The organism is Clostridium sp. NSJ-49, assembly GCF_014287725.1.
GTDB classification, from domain to species: Bacteria; Bacillota; Clostridia; order Clostridiales; family Clostridiaceae; genus Clostridium; species Clostridium disporicum_B.
The window spans coordinates 1-23404 of the sequence record NZ_JACOOP010000034.1; the positions used below are offsets into that span (position 1 = coordinate 1).

At 30.3% G+C, this 23404-nt stretch carries 21 protein-coding genes; 8 read left to right on the forward strand and 13 right to left on the reverse strand.

Features of this window, described 5'->3' with window-relative positions; translation table 11 throughout:
* Positions 1-102, reverse strand: a 102-nt coding sequence (locus tag H8S10_RS12115; RefSeq protein WP_347707662.1) for an IS1 family transposase, incomplete at its 3' end; no start/stop codon positions are given.
* A 128-nt stretch (positions 103-230) separates the two neighbouring features.
* Here H8S10_RS12115 and H8S10_RS12120 point away from each other — a divergent pair.
* Positions 231-1526: a hemolysin family protein gene (locus H8S10_RS12120; protein WP_186839045.1), complete on the forward strand. Its 1296-nt coding sequence runs from the start codon at positions 231-233 to the stop codon at positions 1524-1526.
* 272 nt (positions 1527-1798) lie between these two features.
* On the opposite strand, the gene H8S10_RS12125 is transcribed toward H8S10_RS12120, so the two are convergent.
* The 3 genes from H8S10_RS12125 to H8S10_RS12135 form a co-directional block, all read right to left on the reverse strand.
* Complete coding sequence (locus tag H8S10_RS12125) at positions 1799-3277, reverse strand: chromate transporter (RefSeq protein WP_186839046.1); 1479 nt, start codon at positions 3275-3277, stop codon at positions 1799-1801.
* Between the two features lie 295 nt (positions 3278-3572).
* Positions 3573-4907, reverse strand: a complete 1335-nt coding sequence (locus H8S10_RS12130; protein ID WP_243175869.1) for an LCP family protein — start codon at positions 4905-4907, stop codon at positions 3573-3575.
* Positions 4908-5146: 239 nt separating this feature from the next.
* Positions 5147-7738: an ABC transporter ATP-binding protein/permease gene (locus H8S10_RS12135; protein WP_186839048.1), complete on the reverse strand. Its 2592-nt coding sequence runs from the start codon at positions 7736-7738 to the stop codon at positions 5147-5149.
* A gap of 211 nt (positions 7739-7949) precedes the next feature.
* Here H8S10_RS12135 and H8S10_RS12140 point away from each other — a divergent pair, with 211 nt between their 5' ends.
* Positions 7950-8630 (forward strand): response regulator transcription factor, encoded by a 681-nt coding sequence (locus tag H8S10_RS12140; protein ID WP_186839049.1) that lies wholly within the window; start codon positions 7950-7952, stop codon positions 8628-8630.
* Complete coding sequence (locus tag H8S10_RS12145) at positions 8617-9669, forward strand: HAMP domain-containing sensor histidine kinase (protein WP_186839050.1); 1053 nt, start codon at positions 8617-8619, stop codon at positions 9667-9669. Before H8S10_RS12140 ends, H8S10_RS12145 begins: the two co-directional genes overlap by 14 nt.
* Before the next feature lie 18 nt (positions 9670-9687).
* On the opposite strand, the gene H8S10_RS12150 is transcribed toward H8S10_RS12145, so the two are convergent.
* A complete protein-coding gene (locus H8S10_RS12150) occupies positions 9688-10476 on the reverse strand; it encodes a potassium channel family protein (RefSeq protein ID WP_186839051.1) in 789 nt (262 codons plus the stop codon).
* Between the two features lie 159 nt (positions 10477-10635).
* On the opposite strand from H8S10_RS12150, the gene H8S10_RS18135 reads away from it, so the two are divergent.
* The 3 genes from H8S10_RS18135 to H8S10_RS12160 are packed head-to-tail and all read left to right on the forward strand — an operon-like array spanning position 10636 to position 12306.
* A complete protein-coding gene (locus H8S10_RS18135) occupies positions 10636-11229 on the forward strand; it encodes an MATE family efflux transporter (RefSeq protein ID WP_243175870.1) in 594 nt (197 codons plus the stop codon).
* A 9-nt stretch (positions 11230-11238) separates the two neighbouring features.
* Positions 11239-12009, forward strand: coding sequence for an MATE family efflux transporter (locus H8S10_RS18140; RefSeq protein ID WP_347707678.1), 771 nt, complete (start codon positions 11239-11241; stop codon positions 12007-12009).
* A gap of 18 nt (positions 12010-12027) precedes the next feature.
* On the forward strand, positions 12028-12306 hold the full coding sequence (locus H8S10_RS12160; RefSeq protein ID WP_055264563.1) for a metal-sensing transcriptional repressor: 279 nt from the start codon (positions 12028-12030) through the stop codon (positions 12304-12306).
* A gap of 56 nt (positions 12307-12362) precedes the next feature.
* On the opposite strand, the gene H8S10_RS12165 is transcribed toward H8S10_RS12160, so the two are convergent.
* From H8S10_RS12165 to H8S10_RS12200, 8 genes are all read right to left on the reverse strand, one after another.
* The gene (locus tag H8S10_RS12165; protein WP_186839052.1) at positions 12363-12605 is read right to left on the reverse strand and encodes a hypothetical protein; all 243 of its coding nucleotides are present in this window, start codon (positions 12603-12605) and stop codon (positions 12363-12365) included.
* Positions 12606-12793: 188 nt separating this feature from the next.
* Positions 12794-12946, reverse strand: coding sequence for a zinc-ribbon domain-containing protein (locus tag H8S10_RS12170; protein WP_055264561.1), 153 nt, complete (start codon positions 12944-12946; stop codon positions 12794-12796).
* A gap of 560 nt (positions 12947-13506) precedes the next feature.
* Complete coding sequence (locus H8S10_RS12175; RefSeq protein WP_186839053.1) at positions 13507-14385, reverse strand: aminoglycoside 6-adenylyltransferase; 879 nt, start codon at positions 14383-14385, stop codon at positions 13507-13509.
* Between the two features lie 112 nt (positions 14386-14497).
* Positions 14498-15076 (reverse strand): helix-turn-helix transcriptional regulator, encoded by a 579-nt coding sequence (locus tag H8S10_RS12180; protein WP_186839054.1) that lies wholly within the window; start codon positions 15074-15076, stop codon positions 14498-14500.
* A 176-nt stretch (positions 15077-15252) separates the two neighbouring features.
* Positions 15253-15780 carry a putative immunity protein gene (locus tag H8S10_RS12185; RefSeq protein ID WP_186839055.1) on the reverse strand — a complete coding sequence of 176 codons (528 nt, stop codon included), beginning with the start codon at positions 15778-15780 and terminating at the stop codon, positions 15253-15255.
* A 99-nt stretch (positions 15781-15879) separates the two neighbouring features.
* Positions 15880-16245, reverse strand: a complete 366-nt coding sequence (locus H8S10_RS12190) for a hypothetical protein (protein WP_055264557.1) — start codon at positions 16243-16245, stop codon at positions 15880-15882.
* A 135-nt stretch (positions 16246-16380) separates the two neighbouring features.
* Positions 16381-16824: a helix-turn-helix domain-containing protein gene (locus tag H8S10_RS12195; protein WP_186839056.1), complete on the reverse strand. Its 444-nt coding sequence runs from the start codon at positions 16822-16824 to the stop codon at positions 16381-16383.
* Between the two features lie 170 nt (positions 16825-16994).
* Entirely contained in the window at positions 16995-18611 is a 1617-nt protein-coding gene (locus H8S10_RS12200; protein ID WP_186839057.1) for a hypothetical protein, read from the reverse strand.
* A gap of 456 nt (positions 18612-19067) precedes the next feature.
* Between H8S10_RS12200 and H8S10_RS12205 the strand changes: the two genes are divergently transcribed.
* Positions 19068-20834, forward strand: coding sequence for a M60 family metallopeptidase (locus H8S10_RS12205; RefSeq protein ID WP_347707679.1), 1767 nt, complete (start codon positions 19068-19070; stop codon positions 20832-20834).
* Positions 20835-21128: 294 nt separating this feature from the next.
* The gene (locus H8S10_RS12210; RefSeq protein ID WP_186839059.1) at positions 21129-23240 is read left to right on the forward strand and encodes an immunoglobulin-like domain-containing protein; all 2112 of its coding nucleotides are present in this window, start codon (positions 21129-21131) and stop codon (positions 23238-23240) included.
* Positions 23241-23404 lie beyond the last annotated feature (164 nt).

Genomic DNA, 23404 nt, shown 5'->3' on the forward strand with positions numbered 1-23404 from the left:
ACACTGCTTACATTGATACTTTTGTTTAGCCTGCTTATTCATACCAAACTTGTATAGTTTATCAGAATTACAGCGTGGGCATTTTATATTAGTTTTGCTCATTGTTCTTCTCTCCTTTTCGAAGGGGGTATTATTTAGTCTTGCAAACCTATTGTATTTCCTTGGGTTGAGAAGAGCAATGTTCATATAACTTAACAGATCGATTTATTTTTGAGGGGGAATATTATTAAATGGACGGTAGCCCGAGTGGGAACTTTATTCTTATTTTTATCTTAGTTATGGTTAATGCATTTTTCGCATCTGCTGAAATGGCAATCGTATCTATCAACAAAACCAAAATAACTTTATTAGCTGAAGATGGCGATAAAAAAGCCAAGCTTTTATTGGGTTTATTAAAAGAACCTAGTAATTTTTTAGCTACAATTCAAGTTGGTATTACTTTTGCAGGTTTCTTCGCATCTGCATCTGCTGCAACTTCAATATCATCTGGACTTGCTTATTTTTTATCTAGTCTAGGTGTGCCTTATAGCTCAAATATATCAGTATTATTAATTACTCTATTGATTTCTTATATAACATTAGTTCTCGGTGAATTGTTACCTAAACGAATAGCTCTGCAAAATGCTGAAAAAGTTGCTATGTTTACGGTAAAACCTATTATCTTTATTTCAAAGCTTACGAAACCATTCGTATGGTTCTTATCTGCATCAACTAATTTACTTTTAAAAATTTTAGGTATTAAAACTGATGGCATTGAAGAAAATGTATCAAGAGAAGAAATCAAGAGTTTAATTGAGCTTGGCGAGGAGCAAGGGGCTTTAAATGAAACTGAAAGAAATATGATTGATGGAATAATTCAATTTGATGATATATTAGCAAAAGAAGTTATGACACCAAGAACAGAAACATTCTGTCTTGAAGTTAAGTCAAGTATTAAAGATAATATAAATACTATTTTAGAAGAAAGCTACTCTAGAATTCCTATATATGACGATGATATTGACAATATAGTTGGTATATTATATATGAAAGATATCTTTTCTAATGTAGTTAATAAGGGAATTGAAAATTTATCTATAGAATCTATAATGAGAAAACCTTATATGGTGCCTGAAACAAAAAATATAGATGATTTGCTTAAAGAATTAAAATCAACAAAAAATCATATGGCTATATTAATTGATGAATATGGTGGTTTTTCTGGAATTGTTACTTTAGAAGACTTAATAGAAGAAGTTATAGGTGAAATTTCAGACGAATATGATGATAACTCTTCAAAAATTAAGAAGCTTGATGATAAAAATTATATAGTTGACGGACTTGTTACCATATCTGATGTAAATAAATATTTATCTCTTAATTTAGAATCTGAAATTATAGACACAGTTGGTGGACTAGTTCTTGAGAATCTAGGTGTAATTCCTAATGGTTATATAAATAAAGAAATAACCATAAACTCTATAATATTTAAAATTTTATCCCTAGATAATAAGAGAATTGATAAAGTTCAAATTACAATTGCATAAAAAATTAGAAGTTGTCTTTTTCTGACAACTTCTTTTTAATATCTTTCTTATATAATACTATTCTTAAACATTTGCAGTAAAATTATTATTAATAAAAATTTAAAAACCACAAAGCTTTAAACGATTTATATCGCTAAACCTTCGTGGTTAAGACATTTACCTACTTCTATTAACTTTCTATCTTGCAAACATTATGCTTACATATTAATTTTAAACCTGATATTACCATATGTCAATACTAATCTTCTTTAATTTTTAATCAATAAAGTTAACTAAATCATTTGTAGCATAGAAAGACTTATTACAGCACTTCCACAAAGTAATATAATATCACTTAAATGATATCTCTTATGAACAAAATAAAGCATTGCTATAGCTAAAATCATAAGAGGTAATGCTGTAAATCCTGCTATTCCTAATCCTGCAGTTACCTTCATACCTTCTATCATCATGCTTAACGATGTTGATATAAGCATTCCACATACTACAGGTAATATAAATTGTTTTACCATAATTAATGCCATTGAATCTTTTAATGCATCATAACCAAGTAACACTACTATTGCTACTATGCAGCAAGCTCCTACAGCTACTGACATTGCAAATATTGCTAAAAGCCATCCATATAATACTCCAATTAAGCTTCCACCTAAAATAAAACCTACACCCGCTGCTATCTTAACTAATATTGGTCCAGGAAGTGCATTTGCTATGGCTACAATTTTATTATAAAAATCTCCTGCATTCACCATTCCACTTTGCACAAAAATTCCATCTGCTACTGAAACGTAAGCTTCTCCACCACCAAAAGATGTAACTGTTGATATAGCAACATCTCCTGCAAAAGTTCCCATATTACCACCTTCTGGAGCTAAAATCATCAATAAAATAAATAATACAACTGGTATTGCTATAAATAACCCAATTGAAATATATGCTTGTTTGCTTATTTTAAACCTTGACTTTTCTTTTTTTAGTCTTTTCTTATTATCTCTTACTATGGCATAACAAGCTAAAATAGCCATAGCTACCATAAGTATCTTTGATATTATTCCACCACTAGTAACAAGTTCATTTTTCCCATTTATAAAGGCAAAAATTAAAGAAATGCTAGTTCCAATTATCATCGATTCTTTAGTTCCTATTAACCCTATAAAAAGTATCATAAAAAATGATATTATCATCAAATTTATAGTTGATATATCAAATACTATAAAACTTAATACACCTAAATCTCGTTCTAAAAATGATGAGATTAAATATCTTATCTCTTTCCCACCAGTTAAAGCAAATGCTACTATGCAAATCATTATATAGTACTTCTTTATACCTTCTTTTTCACCTGATTCAATTACTTTTAATATGTAACTTAGAAGTAAGTTAATTATAAATACAGATATTCCAACTGATGCAAATTCTATATAATGAGCAATCTTTTCACCTGCAATTGAAAAAAGTGTTAGAAGTACTAAAGTTAATATTACTCCTGGAAGTGTAACTGCATATGCTCCTAATATACTTCCTAGTCCCCCACCTCTTTCATATCCAGCAACTGCACCAAGCTTTACTGGAAGTGCTCCTGGCGTGATATTAGCTATTACTGTATGTTTTAAATAATCATCTTCATTAAACCATTCCTTATCTTCAACTATCTCTTTTTCAACTATCGGTATTAAAGCACTTCCACCACCAAAACCAATTACACCAATCTTAAAAAAAGATGTAAAAATACTTATTAACCTCTTTAACATTTTATCCCTCCTCTCTTCTACTAATAAATTCTCAATTCAAACTCATCCAATTATATTTTAATATATTTACTATTTTTAAAATTGCATAATATTAGGTTTTATTGTTAATATATTAGGAAATTACAGAATAAAAGTGCGAAGCACTTTGGTGAAAAGTTTGACTTCGTCAAAAGTGAAAAGTATAATTTTTTTCATACTTTTTCTATAATCACAGATAATGACGAATAATAAAAAAACAGATTAGCTTTTCTACATCAGCTAATCTGTCTCTATATTATCTATCATATTATTTTTCTTATGGAGCTTCCCCTTCAGGTGACATTTGATTATTATCAAAATTGTCACTATTGCCTAAATCTTCTCCTTGATTACTTCCATCATCAGTTATTGTTCCATCTCCGGTATTACTTTCATTAACTGGAGGTACAATATCTTCAGAAGGTTCTTCAGGCTGTATTACCTCTTCTTCAATAGGTTCATATATCTCTGGTGTATAGTAATCTTCCTCATAGTAATATTCTTCGTAATAATAACTTTCATCATAACTACTTCCAAATCCATCATATTCAAAATAAATACTTGGATCTTTTTCTGTAGATCTATTAAGTATAAAATCTGGCAAATAATCATTAAATATAAAATCATTTAATATTTCTGCATTTTCATACCTATCCATACTTATAACCCAACCTATACCATCAATCTTAACATCTTCTGAGAGTTCAGGAACTGGTATACTTAACTGTTCTGTAACTAGACTAGGGAATTTAAATACAGTATATGCTAAGTCAAGACACTCATAAAGATCTATATTTGTTCTAAGATAATCTAGCATCTTAGTTGCTATACCAAGATACTTAATAGGCTTAGTCTTCTGTAATTTTTCAGCAACTTTAAAAATGACTTCTCTTTGTCTTTCTGTTCTTTCGTAATCATCTCCAACACCTTTTCTTATTCTTGCATAAGATAAAGCTTGTTTACCATTGAGCGTTTGAAGTCCAGGCTCTTCTACAGTACAATCATTTCCTCCTGTTGCTTCACCAATATACTTATTTAATTCATTCAATTGATATTCCTGAACATCAATTTCTATTCCACCTATTTGATCTATAATAGCCTCAAATCCTACAAAATTTATCATTACATATTTTTCTATATTAATATCATAATTATATTTTATAGTCTCCATTACTAATTCAGGTCCACCTAAAGAAAATGATGCATTCATCTTATTTTCTCCATAACCTGGTATATATACTAACGCATCTCTATACAGTGAGGTTAACTTAATCTTTTTATTATTACTATCTAATGTTGCTATTATCATTGAATCAGATCTTTGATCCGCTGCATCAAAATCTATTCCATCAACACCTAATAATAAAACATTGGTAATACCTTCAACTGTCCTATATTCAACTGTTTCCTCGCTTTCAGCATTTTGAGTAACAGTAGGTTTTTCAATCTGCTTAGTAGGCCTATATATCTTACTTCTCACGTAAAAATATCCCGAAGCTATAAATACTATTAATAATAATAGTACTGAAAAAGCGCTTATTATAATCTTCTTTTTCTTACTTAACTTTCTTTTCTTTCTTCTATTACTATCCTTTGTTTCTTGTGAATCCAACTTACCCCACACCTCCATACTTCATATACCTTCCATTTTATACTAACTTCATATAAATAAACAATAAGTTTTTTAAAATTTCAAAATTAATTTACATAAGGGAATAAGTTATTCTACCACCTCATAAAAAAAGAGCTTCTGTAGACAAAATAAATTTTTAGTAAACCGAAAAAACATTTGCCTATACAAAATAAATAAAAGCCTACGACATGAATCTTATATCTGCCGTAGGCTTTCTTCTACTCTGTTCTTAAAGCTTCTACCGGATCTTTCTTAGATGCCACTTTTGCTGGTATTAATCCTGCTATAACAGTTAATAACATGCTTATAGCAATTAATATAATAGCGCCTGCTACTGGAAGTTTTGATACTCCTGAAATACCTGATACTGCCTTTATTATAGCATTTATAGGAATATTTAATAATATCGTTACTATTATTCCTATTGCACCTGCTCCAAATCCAACTATTACTGTTTCTGCATTAAATACTCTTGAAATATCCTTCTTAGATGCACCGATACTTCTAAGAATACCTATTTCCTTAGTTCTTTCAAGAACTGAGATATAAGTAATAATACCTATCATAATTGATGATACAACTAAAGAAATTGCTACGAATGCAATAAGTACATAGCTTATTATATCTATTATTGAAGTTACTGAAGACATCATAAGTCCTACCATATCGTTATAAGTAACAACGTACTCTTCTTCACCTGCATCTGTTTTTTCATTATTATATGCTGTAATTATATCTTCAATAGATTCTTTTGCTTCAAAGTCTTTAGCATAAATATTTATAGTTGAAGGATTATCTAAATCAACACATCCTAATAAAGATAGGTTTCCTTCATATGTTGCATCAGTTGCTTCTGCTTGCTGTTTCATAAGAGCTTGTAGTTCTTCTTGTGAAAGTGATGCTAAATAAGCCTTCTCTTCATCAGTTAAGGTAGACATATCTATAGCTGTCATATCATTATCTTCGCTATCTTCTACTACAAAAGCTTTTCCTGTAAATACATCTGTATCTGGATTTTCTTTTTGCTCTTTTACTATCTCGCTGTCATTTATACTATTAATAACATATTCAGTTAAGTCACTTGTATAACCTACTGCTGAGCTTATAGAAGTTGCTACTGCCTCTTCTGATGGTCTTACTATACCAACAACCTTTAACTCAAGGGCATCTTCAACAAGCTTTTTCATATAAACTGCATTTTCACTTTTATCTACCCAAGTGTTACCCTCTTTTTCATAGTAATCTGTATTTAAAACAAGCTTATAAGTTAAATTTAATAACTCATCAAAAGTATAGCTTACTACTTCTTGATTTTCTTCAACCTCTTCACCAGCCTGTATCTTTTTCATCTTAGCTTCTAATTCAGAAGAATCTAATAAGCCTATAGAATAAAGATTTACGTCACTGATTTCATTATTTTTATCTACTACTAATATTATTTCATCATAATTTTCTGGCCATTTTCCTGCAACCACATCATATTGTGATTCTAAAAGAGTCTGATTTCCTAAAAGTTCTGTCCATACATTAAAGCTTGATGCCATAGGCATTTGAGATGCTCCACCACCAAATCCAAGCTTATCATAAACAGTTGTTGGACTAACCTCAACAATACCATTAGATGTATCAGATTTATAAATATGAAGGTCTAAATCATATCCATACTGAATGACATTAGCATACTCGTCTATATTAGAATTTCCATTCTCTAAATACTCTCTAAATGATTTTAAATCATTTTTAGTAACTTGAGCACTCATAGACTCCATCATTCCACTCATTATATTATTGGAATAAACCTTGCCTTCTTCACGCTCTTCATCAGCTTTATTCTTATTCATCATACTTTCCATCATGCTACTCATATCTACAGTCTGACTTTCTATAGATATTGGGTAAGATGAAAGTGTATCTTCCTGAACCTTATTTATATAGTCCTTAACTCCGCTTGATAGTGATAATATTAAAGCTATACCTATAATACCAATACTTCCTGCAAAAGCAGTTAAAATAGTTCTTCCTTTTTTAGTCTTCAAGTTATTTAAACTTAAAGATAATGCAGTTCCAAATGACATTGAAGTTTTCTTTGCTTCTCTTTCACTTTTTTCTGTAGAAATTTTAATTTCTTCATCACTGCATGGGTTTGTGTCATCAATTATATTACCATCTCTAACTCTTACTATTCTGTTTGCATATTCTTCAGCAAGCTCAGGGTTATGAGTAACCATTATTATAAGCCTGTCCTTAGATATCTCCTTTAACAGTTCCATAATTTGAACGCTTGTTTCAGAGTCTAATGCTCCTGTAGGCTCGTCTGCTAATAATATATCCGGGTCATTTATAAGTGCTCTTGCTATAGCAACTCTCTGCATCTGTCCACCAGACATTTGGCTTGGCTTCTTGTGTAACTGCTTTCCAAGTCCTACTTTTTCAAGAGCTTCCTTTGCTTTCTGTCTTCTTTCTGTTTTAGAAACACCTGATAAAGTAAGTGCTAATTCAACATTAGATAATACAGTTTGGTGTGGAATTAAGTTATAGCTTTGAAATACAAAACCTATTGAGTGATTTCTATAAGTATCCCAATCCCTATCATTAAATTTCTTTGTAGACTTTCCATTAATTATTAAATCACCTTTATCATATTGATCAAGACCACCAATAATATTAAGCATAGTTGTTTTACCTGAACCACTTTGTCCTAAGATAGCAACAAATTCACTTTTTCTGAAATTTAAGCTTACACCATCTAAGGCGGTCTGCGTTAAATCTCCAGTTTTATAAACCTTATAAATGTTCTTTAACTGCAACATATATTACTACTCCTCCTGCTATTGTTCTTTCAATAAGCTTATATTAAGCCTCCAAAATAAACTGAAAATAAACTAATTTAACTTTTTTTTGTTATTCTTAAGTATTATTTACCACTTTTTTATACTCTTATTCTGTTTATCCTCGATTTATTTTTTTATGGTATAATTTTATAGTTATTATAAAATTGAGAAATATTCTTAGGAGGATTTTATGTTTCATATATTAATTGTTGAAGATGATAAAAATGCAAGAAAGCTTATGGATGCTATTATTTCCAATGATGGTTATAAAACTTATACTGCTGAAAATGGCAGAGAAGCTCTTGAGGTTTTTGATAAAGAACATATCGATTTAGTAGTTTTAGACATTATGATGCCAGAGATGGATGGATACGAACTTACTGATACATTACGTTCATGTAACAATAATATTCCGATACTTATGGTATCAGCTAAACAGCTTCCTGAAGATAAAAAGAAAGGCTTCTTAGTTGGAACTGATGATTATATGACCAAGCCTATTGATGAAGAAGAAATGCTACTTAGAATTAAAGCTCTCTTAAGACGTTCAATGATAATAAATGAGAGAAAGCTTAGAGTTGGCAATGTAGTTTTAGATTATGATACCCTTACAGTAAGCCGTAATGATGATATTAAAATATTGCCTCAAAAGGAATTTCAATTATTATATAAGCTGCTTTCTTATCCAAATAAAATTTTCACTAGACTTCAGCTTATGGATGAAATATGGGGCTTAGAATCAGAAACCTGTGCAAATACATTAAATGTACATATAAATAGACTTCGTAAAAAATTTGAAGACTATCCTGAATTTGAGCTTGTTGCTGTAAGAGGATTAGGATATAAGGCGGTAAAGTATGAAGAGAAATAAAAAACACTGTAATAAGAGATTTAACGGGCTTACTATCCTGCTGACAGGCGTAGTTTTTATAATAATAGTAAGCACTATGTGTATAGTTGCGTTGATTGGAAGCTTTTTATATAATAATCAACTATTTAGAGAACCTCAACATCCACCATTTCTTCGTATTTTATTATTTATAGCGCTTTTAAGTACAATAATAGGGTGTACATTAACATTAATATTTGGAGAAATTCCATTAAAGCCAATAAATAAATTGATTGATGCCACTGAAGAATTATCTAATGGAAACTTTGATGTAAGAATTAACTTTGATTATCCTAAAGTTTTGAATAATCTCTCTATAAGCTTTAATAATATGGCCTCGGAGCTTGGAAGTGCTAAAATATTAAGAAATGACTTTGTAAATAATTTTTCTCATGAATTTAAAACACCAATAGTATCTCTTAGAGGCTTTGCAAAGCTTCTTAAAAACGATAATCTTCCAAAAGAAGTTCGTGATGAATATTTAGATATAATAATAAGTGAATCAGATAGACTTGCAACTCTTGCTACTAATATATTAAACCTATCAAATATTGAAAATACAAATATAATATCTGATCAGCATGACTTTGACCTAGCTGAACAAATAAGACATTCAATACTTATGCTTGAATCAAAATGGTCAGATAAAAATATTAATATGAATATAGATTTAGATGAAACTAGTTACTATGGAAATGAAGAACTTCTAAAGCAGGTATGGGTTAACTTAATTGATAATGCTATAAAATTTACTCCAAACAATGGCGATGTAAAAATTGAATTAATGTCTTTTGAAGATAGTGTTATCTTTAAAGTTAAAGACACAGGTATAGGCATGACTCAAGATGTAAAAGCTCATATTTTCGATAAATTTTATCAAGGTGATACATCCCATACAACTGAAGGCAACGGCTTAGGTTTGACTATGGTAAAGAAAATAGTAGAGCTTCATAATGGTAATATAGATGTAAAAAGTCATCCAAACAAAGGTACAATAATAAAAGTCGTATTTCCAATTTAAATAAAGTGTGAGCATATCTCACACTTTATCACCATCATTCTCTTCCTTCAAGGACAATAATACCTTTGTAATAATTTCAAGCTCTTCCCTAGAAAGATTATCAAAATCATCTAATCTTTCTTTAATCTCTTCAATAGCTTCATATTTGTAATCACCTTTATTTCTCTCTCTATCTTTTCTTAAAAAATATGTAGATATAGTTCCTGTCAATAAACCCATAAAAGTTACTCCTGTAATCATAAGAATAACTGCTACTATCCTTCCTAAATCTGAAGTAGGGGCAATATCCCCATATCCTACAGTAGTTGTAGTTACAAAGCTCCACCAAAGAGCATCCTTAAATCTTATATTTTCAAAGATAGATATAAATGCTGCACAAGAGAAAATCAAAGTAATAGTTATTAAAAGTACATAATTAAAATAATTAGTCCTAAGAACAACTCTTACTTTTTTGACAATATTATTTATAAAGACCGTTGCCTTTAAAGCCTTAAGCGCCTTTAAAAATTCAGTAACTCTTAAAAATCTAAATATTCTAAGAGCCATAAATAATGAATTAAAAGGTATTATGGTTATCAAATCTATCTTATTATTTTTAATAAAACTCCACTTATTTTCACTTTTTATTAATCTTGTAAAATAATCTAAAAGAAAAAGTATATATATTCCGTTGTCTATGATTGTTATAATCCTATCCATCTCACTAGATAACGTCATAGTTAATTGTATTATAGTTATAGTTACAACTACTAAAGCTAAAATCATCATAAAGAGTTCATATAAAAACCTCTGTGATTTTGTCTCCATAATATCAGCTCCTCTATTGTAAGTATATCCAAATAAAAAAGTGTAAATCAAAAGTTATTCTCTTCTTCCAATTTGTATCATTTTCCTTGATATTCCATAAGTTGTATTATAAAATCAAATTATCCCCCTATAGGGGATTTTAAAAAGAGAGGCTATACTATGATTCAATTAAATCCAAGTAAAACATTATATAAACCATCATATCTAAATGAAATAAAATCCATATTAATTCTAGCTATACCAGTTATAATAGAAAATATACTTCAAGTGCTCCTTGGTACTACTGATACCTTGTTTGCCGGTAAGCTTCATCCTAATGCTATAGCTGGAATAGGAGCTACTAACCTGATAAATAATATTTATATTGCCTTCTTTACAGCTATAGGTGTTGGAACTACCGCAATAGTTTCAAGAAATATAGGATTAAAAAATAAAGAAAAAGCAATTGAAACTGTTAAACAAGCTATTATCCTTACTACAGGAATTAGTTTAATTATAGGGCTTATAAGCTTCTTATTTGCTAAACCTATTTTAATAACCTTAGGAGCAACTTCCGATATCCTTGAATATGCATTGCCATATTTTATAGTTGTGGCAGTTCCATGTATATTTTTAAGTCTATCATTAATATTATCAAGTTCACTAAGGGCAACTGGTAATACTAAAACACCTATGATAGCATCAATAGTAGCCAATGTTATAAATATTATTTTGAATTATATTTTAATTTTTGGGATATTTGATTTTAAATGACTAGGAATAATTGGAGCTGGATTAGCAACAACTATATCTCGTGTGATAACAGTTAGTATACTTCTATTTAGTCTTTGTAAAGGTAAAACGACTTTAAAATTAAAGCTATTTGATAAATGGATCATTGATAAAGGTTTAATACTATCAATAAGTAAAATTGGTGTTCCTGCAGGAATTGAAAAACTAATAATGAGATTTGGACAACTTGCCTATGGTTCATTAATTATATCACTAGGGACTTCTTCATATGTAGCACATAATATAGCTGGAACTATTGAAAGTTATTCATACCTTCCAGCTATGGGGTTTGGAGTTGCTGCAACTACTTTAATAGGAAGTCAATTAGGTGCTGATAATCCTAAATTTGCTAAGAGATATGGTCTTTTATGTAACCTTCTTTCAACTATAGTAATGATCATAATAGGCAGTATATTTTTTATAGCAGCTCCTTCATTAGCAAAAATGTTTACTGACGATTTGGAAGTTCAAAACTTAGTTGTAACAGTATTAAGAATAATCGCCATATTTCAACCATTTTTATCTATTACATTAGTAATTAGCAGTGCACTTCAAGGAGCTGGTGACACTAAATTACCTATGTACTCAACATTAATAGGTATATGGGGAATAAGAGTATTATTTGGATATATATTTGCCGTTAAATTTAATTTAGGATTAGTTGGTATATGGTTAGCATATTCCCTTGATATAGTAGTTCGAAGTATAATACTATTAAGTAGATTTTTAAAAGGAAAGTGGGATGAAATTAAAATTTCCTAAAATGAAAGGAGTTGCAATATGAATACTCATGACCATAAGCATCCAAATCAAAAACAAATAATAAATAGAATGTCCAGAATAATAGGTCATACTGAAGCTATAAAAAGAATGTGTATTGAAGAAAAAGATTGCACTGAAATATTAATTCAAATAGCAGCAGTTAAATCCGCATTAAATAATGTAGGAAAGATATTATTACAAGACCATATAAATCATTGTATAATTGATGCTGCTAAAAATGATGATGAAGAAGCTATTGAAAAATTAAATACTGCAATAGATAGATTTCTTAAATAAAAAACAAATAATACCTCAGTGGTTTTAAAATATAATCCACTGAGGTATTTCATATCTTACTTTATTTTAAACTTTCCATCTACGTTTATTACTCTTACGCCTAAAGCACTCATTAACTTTTCCATGCTCTTTACTTGATTTACATATTTGATATTATTCTTAGCTACTAACTTCCCTACCATCTCTTTTATAGCTATTTTATCTTCTCCAGTTAAAAATAACTCTCTTTTTATATAAGCTTTATTAATATAAGTTATAGTAGTCCATATCTGTTCATCAGTTATATTGTTTATGTTCATAAAAACTCTTGTAAAGCTCTTCTGAACTTATTTCATTAATTTCATTTATGTTTAATTCCATTTATCAACCTGATTCTTAAAGGAATTATATAATAATTTCTAATTCATGTCATTTTTCTTATACTTTTAATCACTTTATATAAATAAAAAAGGTTGTAGTTTAAACTACAACCTATAATAATCTAAAATTATCTTCTATTTTGTTCTTTTTTAGCTCTTCTACAAGATATACATCTTGTTGGCTCATTTGTAAATCCTTTTTCTTTGTAGAATTCTTGTTCTCCTACTGAAAATACGAATTCACTTCCACAATCTCTACATTTTAATGTTTTATCTGTCATAAATATTCCTCCTAAAATTAAAGATTCTAAATTGATATAATAATCTCTAATCTCCGAGAAACTATTTACCTAAATGAAACTTTTTTTGTTAGCAACTTTGCTACTCATTTATAATAACATAGTACTCATTCAGTTACAACCTTTTTTATTTATTTTTTATAAATATTTTAAATTCAAACAATATTTTCCATAAAATAGTGCATTTGCGTTTATTTTTCTATATTTATTTACTATCATTTCCTATATTGGCTTAATTTAATAAAATAATTAATCTACGTAATTTATCCTTCATACCCTCAACTTCATTTAACATTTTCTTTGAAGGTATAAGTTCAATAACTTATTTACTTTATTCTTATAGTTTCTTAAATAAACCTGCATTGTTTATGTTCAACATAACAAAAATACTCACATAAAAAATAGCCCCCAAGTAATACAACTTAAGATTTTCAAATTTATTTTATAAGTTTAATTGAACTTTCCTACGTATGATGTGCTTCATTCTAAAAAAGATGTAGAAATTATAAAGATTTAAAATTCACTATAAGTATTGATTAAAGTTAAAATAAGTTTATTTCAATAGCATCCTTTGGTAATTGTCGTACATGCTCTAAAAACGCTCTAGCATTTCTTCCTTCTAAAGAATTATATTCATATCCTAATTCCTTACCTACAAAAATTGCAGTCTCTTTAAATAAATCGCACATTCTCATTACACTGTCCCAAGCCTCTTCAATATTTCCGCCAAAATACGTTGCAAGATATGACTCCCAGTCGCTTTTATCCAACCACTTATACATATACTTTGCTGATTTCCCAACACTCACTGAAAAATCTGTAATAATACCAACCTTCCAAGAAAACATCTTCTCTAATTCTTTTCTTACAATAAGATTAGCCATGTCCTGTACATATGGAATCTCTTGCCTCCATAATCCTTTAGCAATATTATTTGAACACCACCAAAATTCATTACATGTGGCAATGTATTCTTCTTCAGTTGGCTTTTTTACATAATAGTCTTCATCAGTAGCTTCAGGAATTTGTGGCAAAATATTATCCTTATCCAACAATATCTTACATAGCTTATCACTTAAAATATTTTCTCTAGCACTTTCGATGGTTTCCACGTGTAAATCAATTCTATTTCCATCAGCAAACTGCATAAGCCAGCCATAGGATTTTTCCTTATCACTAGGATAATACGGAGATTCATCTGGGTATTGCATATACAGTATTTCCCCAAAATTTTTAATCCAATTTTTATCTTCAATAAAACTCCTAGTTTCATCTACTACATATACAATATCATAATCTTGAAAAATATCTCTTGGAACATTTTTATTAGTTCTAGAACCATTCATATATACAGCGTGTATTCTCTCATCTTTTTCAGCAACACTTAATAATAGCTCATACATCTCTTTTTCATTACGCATTTATAATCCCCCAATAAATTCTCATTTAATTGCTAGTATCATCACCGATTAAACTTTCATTTACCTAAACTAATTGGTAATTTATACATATAATTATATGTTTCTTTATTTATTATATAAATAATATATATCTCATGATAACTGCTACTAATATCGTCAATAAACCTGCACCTATTGCTAATAAAAATTTCTGATATGGTCTTTTCCCATACTCCTGATTCTTTTCAAGCTCATTCATATTCTTTCCTTCAAAAAAGGCAAGAATTTCTCGATATGTTTGGATATTAAAATTCTTTTTATACTTTTCAACTCGGATTGCATAATATATTGCACCTATTGCAATCAACCCCAAAATTCCAGCTCCAACATATCCCATGAATCGTAGAAGTGGAACAGGTAATAAAATAGTACTCAATAACAATATACTAAATATATTACTATCATGTTTAAATCCATCAATGTCTTCTGTTTTAATTTTTTCTTTCATTTCTTCAAGGTCTCCTTTAATTAATATGTCAAGAGAGACATTAAAAAGAGAGCTTAGTAATAATAAACTTTTCACATCAGGATAGCTCTTATTATTTTCCCAATTTGATATAGTTTGACGAGATACAAATATCTTTTCAGCTAACTCATCCTGTGAAAGCTTCATTTCTGATCTATATTTTTTTATTTGTTTTCCAATCTCCATACAATGTCCTCCTGCACTATTAATCTATAACCTTTAATGAATTTTCACCATCAAAAGTGTTTGATATTACCTATTTTTCGCATGTCAAAAGTATTTGACACCCTGTAAATGCCTAGTTTTCCTATATTTAAGATAATTATCATTATATTTATTGTATCATGTAATTCTTCTATAATTTAGCATTTCCAATTTATCTTAGCTGGATTAGGCTCATCCTTTATAGAAATTTTACGCAAATCCTCTTCCATCTTTTTGCACTCTCTTGCTGCAATTTCATCATAAACTTCTATATTCTCACTTGTTCCAATAGATGAATATGCTATGGCCGCAGAACCATAAAACGCAAGTCCTAATGAACTTGTTATAGTATTAATTGTTGTCGTTGTTGCTCCAATTGCTCTTGCCGCAGCCTGTGCAGCTGGATTCCCCTCTACCTCTCTAGCAGCTATTTGAACTTCTTTGATAATTTTCTTTGCTTCTGCTAATTTTATATTTCCTTCTAACCATTCATCAACTGCATTCAATGCATTTTTCAACCTATAATCTTCAGGATAATCCTTTTCATAAATAGGTAAAATATGCTCCCTTGCATATTTATTACACCATTTTACAATTGTATTTTTGCTTTGTGTTTCTATTAATCTCATAAGAGAAATAATATATGGTGAATCAGCTTTGCCTAACATTTTTCGTACTTTACTCATAATAACTCCTTTTTTTATATACTTTTGTATTTAACTCTGCTCTATAACTTATACTTTATTTAACTTAGTTAAACTCTTAATCTCATCTTTAAACTGAAATTACTCTCTTTTAATAATTTCATTTGTTATTAATGCTCTTGCAATATACATCGCTTCTATAAGTGGTGAAAATTTCTTAAACTGGGTACTTCCTTCATCATACTTACTTTGAGCCTTCTCTGTTTTATTAATAATTGAAATCACCGGTGGTAATGCTTTTTCTAAATCATCTACGATATATTCCTTTATGCTTCCGTCATTTTCTATTAAGCATTTAGAGATTTTCAATGCTTTAATTCTATTTCTCAAAAGGGAGAACTGCGACGTACCTTCTCTAAATTTTGGTTGTATCTTTTCACATGTACTGATTGTTGAAGATATAATTTTTAATGCATTCTCTAGCTCTTCTTGTGAATAACTTTTCATATAATGCTCCTTTTTAGGCTTCTATTTATCAACCTTATTCTTAAAGAAATTATATAATACTTTCTAATTCATGTCATTTTTCTTATGCTTTAATAACTTTATATAATCAAAAAAGGTTGTAGTTTAAACTACAACCTATAACAATCTAAAATTATCTTCTAAAAACTCATTATAGCTATTTACTATCTTTCTCATAGATGCAACTTTAACTTTTGGTAATGATTTTATAATTATATTTTTCATACCTTTATCTCCTTTTAAATTAGAAATATAGCTTCTTAACCTTAAAAGTTTATATTCCTCTTCTTTTATAATATCCAATATTTCTTTTTCTTTAGATACTAGTATATTTTCAATTTCTTTAGGTTCATCTATTACTTTCTTTATTTCATTTATTGATAAACCCATTTGCTTCAATGTTATTATTTCATGCAATTTAGGCAATTGCTCTGTTGTATAATATCTATACTTTGTAACTTCATCTACATATCCTGGCTTTAATAAGCCTACATCTTCGTAATATCTTAATGTCTTTGTGGTTACCTTATTAATTTTTGAAAAAACTCCTATTGAAAACATCTTATCACCTGCGCATTTGATTTAATAACTTAAGTTTAATCCTTCCCCTTAGGTTAAAGTCAATATTTATTTTTTACTTTAGCTAACTCTTCAAGCTATAATCAAAAAGGAGCTGTACACTAATTATTTAATGCACAACTCCATATATAGTCTTCTATATGACAAATGATTTATTCTTTATTTTTTCTATTTTTAACTAAAGCTAATAATGCCGTTAATCCTAATCCTAATGTGCCCATTATAGATGTATCACCTGTATTAGGATTTACAACAGTTCCACCTTGATTAGTTACATTTCCAATTGTGTTGCTTCCGCTTTCACTTGGATTAGTTTCATTTATACCTGTGTTGTTTTCACTTCCTCCTAGGTTAGTTCCGTTTTCACCTGTATTGTTTTCAGTTCCACCTGGATTAGTTCCGTTTCCACCTGTGTTGTTTTCACTTCCTCCTGGATTAGTTCCGTTTCCACCTGTGTTGTCTCCACTTCCTCCTGGATTAGTTCCGTTTCCGCCTGTGTTGTCTCCACTTCCACCTGGATTATTTCCGTTTTCGCCTGTGTTGTCTCCACTTCCATCTGGATTATTTCCGTTTCCGCCTGTGTTGTCATCGCTTCCACCTGGATTATTTCCGCCTGTGTTGTCATCGCTTCCACCTGGATTATTTCCGTTTCCGCCTGTGTTGTCATCGCTTCCACCTGGATTATTTCCATTTCCGCCTGGATTTTCAATACTTCCATCTGGTCTTATAACACTTCCATCTAAGTTTTCAATACTTCCATCTGGTTTTACAACACCTCCATCTTCTGGTGTCATATCATCTCCATTTGGTAATACTACCATACTTCCATCTGGTACATTAACGCTTCCGTCTGCATTTACTGTTGGTGCTCCACCATTACCATTTGGTGTAACAACAGTTCCTCCTGGAACTATTATTGAATGATCAGCTCCTCTATCTGTAACTATAGTCCCATCTGGCAGTAATACATGTCCTCCAGTTGGTAATGTTACATTTCCAAATTCATCAACAGTTGGAATTTCGCCGTATATATCTGGATGTATAAGCGGCTTAACCATTACGTCGTCAGGTGTTCCTACTTGTCCATCTGGTCCTGGAACTACAACTGTTCCATTTGCTTTAATCTCTACTTCACTTGCTGTAGTAACATTTCCATTATTGCTTACTGAGCTTCCACTTGGTGGTGTTGTATCATATCCATTTGCTAAAACTACCATACTACCTTCTGGTACATTAACGCTTCCGTCTGCGTTTACTGTTGGTGCACCACCATTACCATTTGGTGTAATAACAGTCCCCCCTGGAACTATTATTGAATGATCATTCCCAATATCTTCAACTATAGTACCATTTTGCAGGTATACCTTTCCTCCAGTTGGTAATGTTACATTTCCAAACTGATCAATATCTGGAGCTTGTCCATATGTTCCTGGCACAATAAATACATCGTCAGGTGTTCCTAATTGGCCATCCTCTCCTGCAACTCTAACTATTCCACCTTGTTCAACAACTACTTTATTTTGTAAGTTAGCGCTTACATTTTTAATTAATAAGCTTTCATCACTAACATCTTCAATTATTGATATTTGTTCGTCAACTTCTGGAACTATAAATGTTTCCTCATTATTTATAGATACCTCATTTTGTAAGTCAGCATTTATTTCTTGAGTTAATAGGCTTTCATCTTTAACATCTGCAAATGTTGTTAACCCCATATTACTCATTGTTACCGCACCTGTTAATACTAAAATACTTGCTTTCTTTTTCATAATTTACTCCTTTTCTCCAACTTTCGACATATTCATTTAGATTCTAGCAACTAAAAGCATTTTTTCAATAATAAATTGTTTTTTATTCATATTTTTATTAAAACTATGCATTAAATGAAAAAAAAATCTATAATATGAAAAATAGTTTTTGTAAAATATTTAATTTGATACCTTTGTATACGATACAACAGATAGCGTTATAACAACTAGGACAGACGTTCCACGTACTTTACCAAACGTAACTGGACTTTATGATATAACTTACTATCCAATTCCATTAATTAATCAAGTTCCAGATGAAGCTACCTTTGAGCTAATAAAAGCTGAAAATAAAGCAATTATGGACAAGGTAGAAGAAGATATAAAAATGGAACATTAACAAAACATAAAGCAGCTGATGGACAATTTTATGGTACTGTTCCAGATGATGCTTTAGGTGTTGAAAAGAAAATATATATTAATACTAATGTTAAAGGAACACATTCATTAGCTTCATATGTTCCAGCTGGTGAAATAGCAACTGTAACATTAAATGATGAAGCTTTAAAATACGCTAAGCAAGGGAAAATTAAACTTAGCGTAGGTATGACTATGGTTGATGCAGAAGATTATCATTATAATCATAGCAACGAAAATCGTATGCCGTATTTAGGAAAAACTTTCTCTATTAGTGAAAGCGAAACTAAAGTAGGTACACCTTTTGGAGGAATGGTCTTTATAGAAATAGCTGAATCTGTTCCTTTAGGCACAAATATTGAGGTAGATATTAAAGGGGTAGTTGATACACCATATTATGATTTAGGTAAAACAACAGCTGAAGAATGGAAAGTTGCAAAAGATGCACCAGGTATATTTGCTGAAATAAGAACTCCTTATTTAAGATTTATACTTCCGGCTAAATTTATTCGTCATATTGAAGATCCTCAAAAAGCATCAGAGTTTTGGACAAATGTAACTGCCTTAAGTGCCAATGCAATTGGCCTTGAAAACAGAACAACACCAATGACTCTTACTTTTGACCAATATATAACCGTTGGTATAGCATATGCAAATGTATGGAGCTGGTCATGTAATTTACCACCAGAATGGTCAAAAGATGCATTTGATTATGATGGTCTAGTGAAAAATGGAAGTTGGGGAATAATACATGAAATAAATCACCATTATCAAAGAAGATATAATTCATATTCTGATGAATGGGGCCTTGGAACTGATTTTACTGAAATAACTAATAATGCTTTAAGTGCTGCATCATATATTTTATATACTAATATAGCAGCTTCTAGAAGTGAAGAGGGAACTTATGATTGGAATAAGGTTGCAGATCCATATAGTAGTTTAAAACAGCAAATATTTGAAGGTGTTAAGTACTATCCAGGTGTACCGAATATAGGTAACTTTATGTTTAGTACATTTGCTCATGAAATTGGACCAATAAACTATGTTAATGTTATTAAATCAACTTATGAGGGAGGAACCTTTAACGGAATATATATTCCACCATATGATTATAAGCTTGAAAGTCAAGGCGGACTGAAGAGAGATGATAGATATGATGATATGGCATATAGATTTTGTGTGGCTGGTGGACGTGATTATACATGGTATATACAAAATGAATTACGTTGGCCATTGAAACAACAAACGATTGATGCGATAAAAGCCCTTAAATATGAGGAATTTATTCCAGTGCAAAGTGTATATGCAATGGGGGAAGTAGGCAGAGAAACAGGTAGACCATTCTATATTCCATCTAGTGGTTATACATTTGACTTCCAAAAAAGTTTAGTTTCACCTGGTAATGTAACTGTGATAGATGTATCACAGCCAAAGTACGGAGCTTTAAACTTAAGACCTGATGGTAAATATGATTATTTAGCTAGTAAATCAATGCCTGAAAATGCATTAGATGAATTTGTATTAACAGTTAGAGTTGAAAAAGATGGAATATCTCATGATACTAAATTAAACTGTACTATAGCTCTAGATTATAATTCTAGTATTGTAGAGCATTTCGATATACTTAAATGGGATATTTACGAAGCCTTAGATGCTTTAAAGACAGGCACTCCATACGGAACTTCAACATCAACTGGAATGAAAATTGATGCAGCAGAAGGTGATAAATTATCTAGAAGCACCGGATATTTTATGGTAGATGAAGATGGAGAGTATGAATTCCAAGCTTTCGGGGATGATAGAGCTGCTTTTCAATTACATTAAAATAATAAAACAACATTACAATCTGTAGCTAACGCTTATGCAAAGACTGCTGAAGATGCATTTAATCTTTCTCAACAACTTGATGATCAAGGCAGACCTAAATCAACTAGCTTTACAGTAAAATTAGAAGCTAATAAAGCTTATCCATATACATTAGTAGCTAAAAATACTGGAGGTATAGGCTGGGCTGATGTAAATATTAGAAAAACTTCAGGAGATACTAGTTGGAAATCAATAACTAAGGTCTATTGCAACTTAGATGATGTAGGTAAAATTACAGATAAAAACTTCATAATGCCAGACCCTGAGTATATTAGACCATCAACATTAGCAACAGCAGATGAAACTTTATTAAAAGGATTAACAGTTATTAGTACTCCACAAGGAGTTGTTCCTAATAATGATCTAAACTCTCATAATGAAGGTATTAAAGAAAATATAGTTGACGGAGATATATCTACATATTTCCACTCATCTTATGATGATTCTAATAGAACACCTTTCCCACATGAGTATATAATTGATTTAGGTGAAGAAAAATCTTTTAATAATCTAGAAATATATACACGTCAATATGACCAAGTTGGTGTAATAGGAGATTATGAAATATTTATAGCAGATGAGTATAATGGAGATAAAACTGTTTGGACGCAGATACATGAAGATAAAACAAGAAAAGACAATTCAATTGCCCCTGCAGACATAAAAATATCATTACCAGAAACAAAAGCTAAATATTTAAAAATTAGAGCTTTAAATAATAGAGATGGCCGTAATATAACAATAGTTTCAGAGGTAAAGTTATCAAATAAAACAAATGTAAAAAATGTAATAGCTCAGGACTCTAGCTTTATACAATATGAAGGAGATTGGAAGAAACATTCTAATGGAGCCTTTGTAAATGGTGCAACATACAACACAACTACTGGTTACTTTATGTATTGTTTTGAAGGAAATGAAAGTAATATATATGTAGTTAAAGATGTTGAAGTAGAAATTAGAGTCGATGGTGGTAAGTGGGAAAAAGTTAAATTAACAGGATCACTAAGAGAACCTTCAATTACATTAAATATGCCAAACGAAGGTAAGCATGTAATAGAAGTTCGTGCTATAAACGAAGAAATAGCTCTTAATATGATATCTACAGATGGTACTTTCTATAAAGGAAAAGCTCCTGCTAAATCAAATCCACCAGTTATACATGGTGCTAATAATATAACAATAGGAGTTGGACAAGTTGCTACCTTCGATAAGATGAAGGACGTTAGCTACACTGATGATATTGATACAACTGGATTACAGATAAATGTAACTGGAGAATTAGGTGAGCCTACTCCAGGAACAAATAAAGATTATACATTAACTTATACTGTAACTGATAATGATAGAAACACTACAACTGTAGATAGAATAGTAACAGTAACAAATCAATTCCCAGTAATAACTGTATTAGATGACATAGTAATAAACGAAGGTGAAGGTACTGGATTTGATTTTGCTAATGGAATAACTGTAACTGATTTAGAAGATGGCGATTTAATGCATTTACTAAAATTACCTACAATGGACTTAAGTATCTTAACTGAAGGAAATTATTCAGTAAAATATGAAGTAACAGATAGTGATAATAATACTACTGTAGTCGAAAGAAACATAATAGTATTATCAAATAAAGTTAATGATGAAACAAAACCTGGAGGAACTCCTGATGTACCAAATACTCCTGATGTTCCAACAGAAAAACCTGATGGAACTCCTGATGTACCAAGTACTCCTGATGCTCCAGCGGAAAAACCTGATGGAACTCCTGATGTACCAAGTACTCCTGATGTTCCAGCAGAAAAACCTGATGGAACTCCTGATGTACCAAGTACTCCTGATTCTCCAGCGGAAAAACCTGATGGAACTCCTGATGTACCAAGTACTCCTGATGTTCCAGCGGAAAAACCTGATGGAACTCCTAATGTACCAAGCACTCCTGATTCTCCAGCAGAAAAACCTGATGGAACTCCTGATGTACCAAGTACTCCTGATGCTCCAGTAGAAAAACCTGATGGAACTCCTGATGTACCAAGTACTCCTGATGCTCCAGCAGAAAAACCTGAATTAACCACAGTAATATCTGAAGTGCCAGAAACTACTGTGAAAAATCCTGAAGAAATACTTGATGCTCTGGTATTAGTGGAATCTTCCGAAGAAATCTCTGAAGTTAATCCAGAAATTCTAGTAACTTCTGAAGATACAAATAGTAATAATGAATCATATAATGATGAGACTAATAAAACTCTAGGAAAGTCCTTTGCAATAAGAAATGTATCATCAAACTATATAGTTATTTTATGGTCATTACTATTAGTAGCATTAGTATTAATTTTTAAAAAAATAAAATTTAAAGGTTCTAAATAAAATATAAAAAGGAATTGGACACATAATCCAATTCCTTTTTCATACTTACGACAAACTACCATAAGTCTAAAGATTGTAGTTTAAACTCCAATAAAATTAGAATATAGGCTTGCTAGCTTTTTATATTTTTTATTTTAGCATATAATATAATAAATATGTTTTCA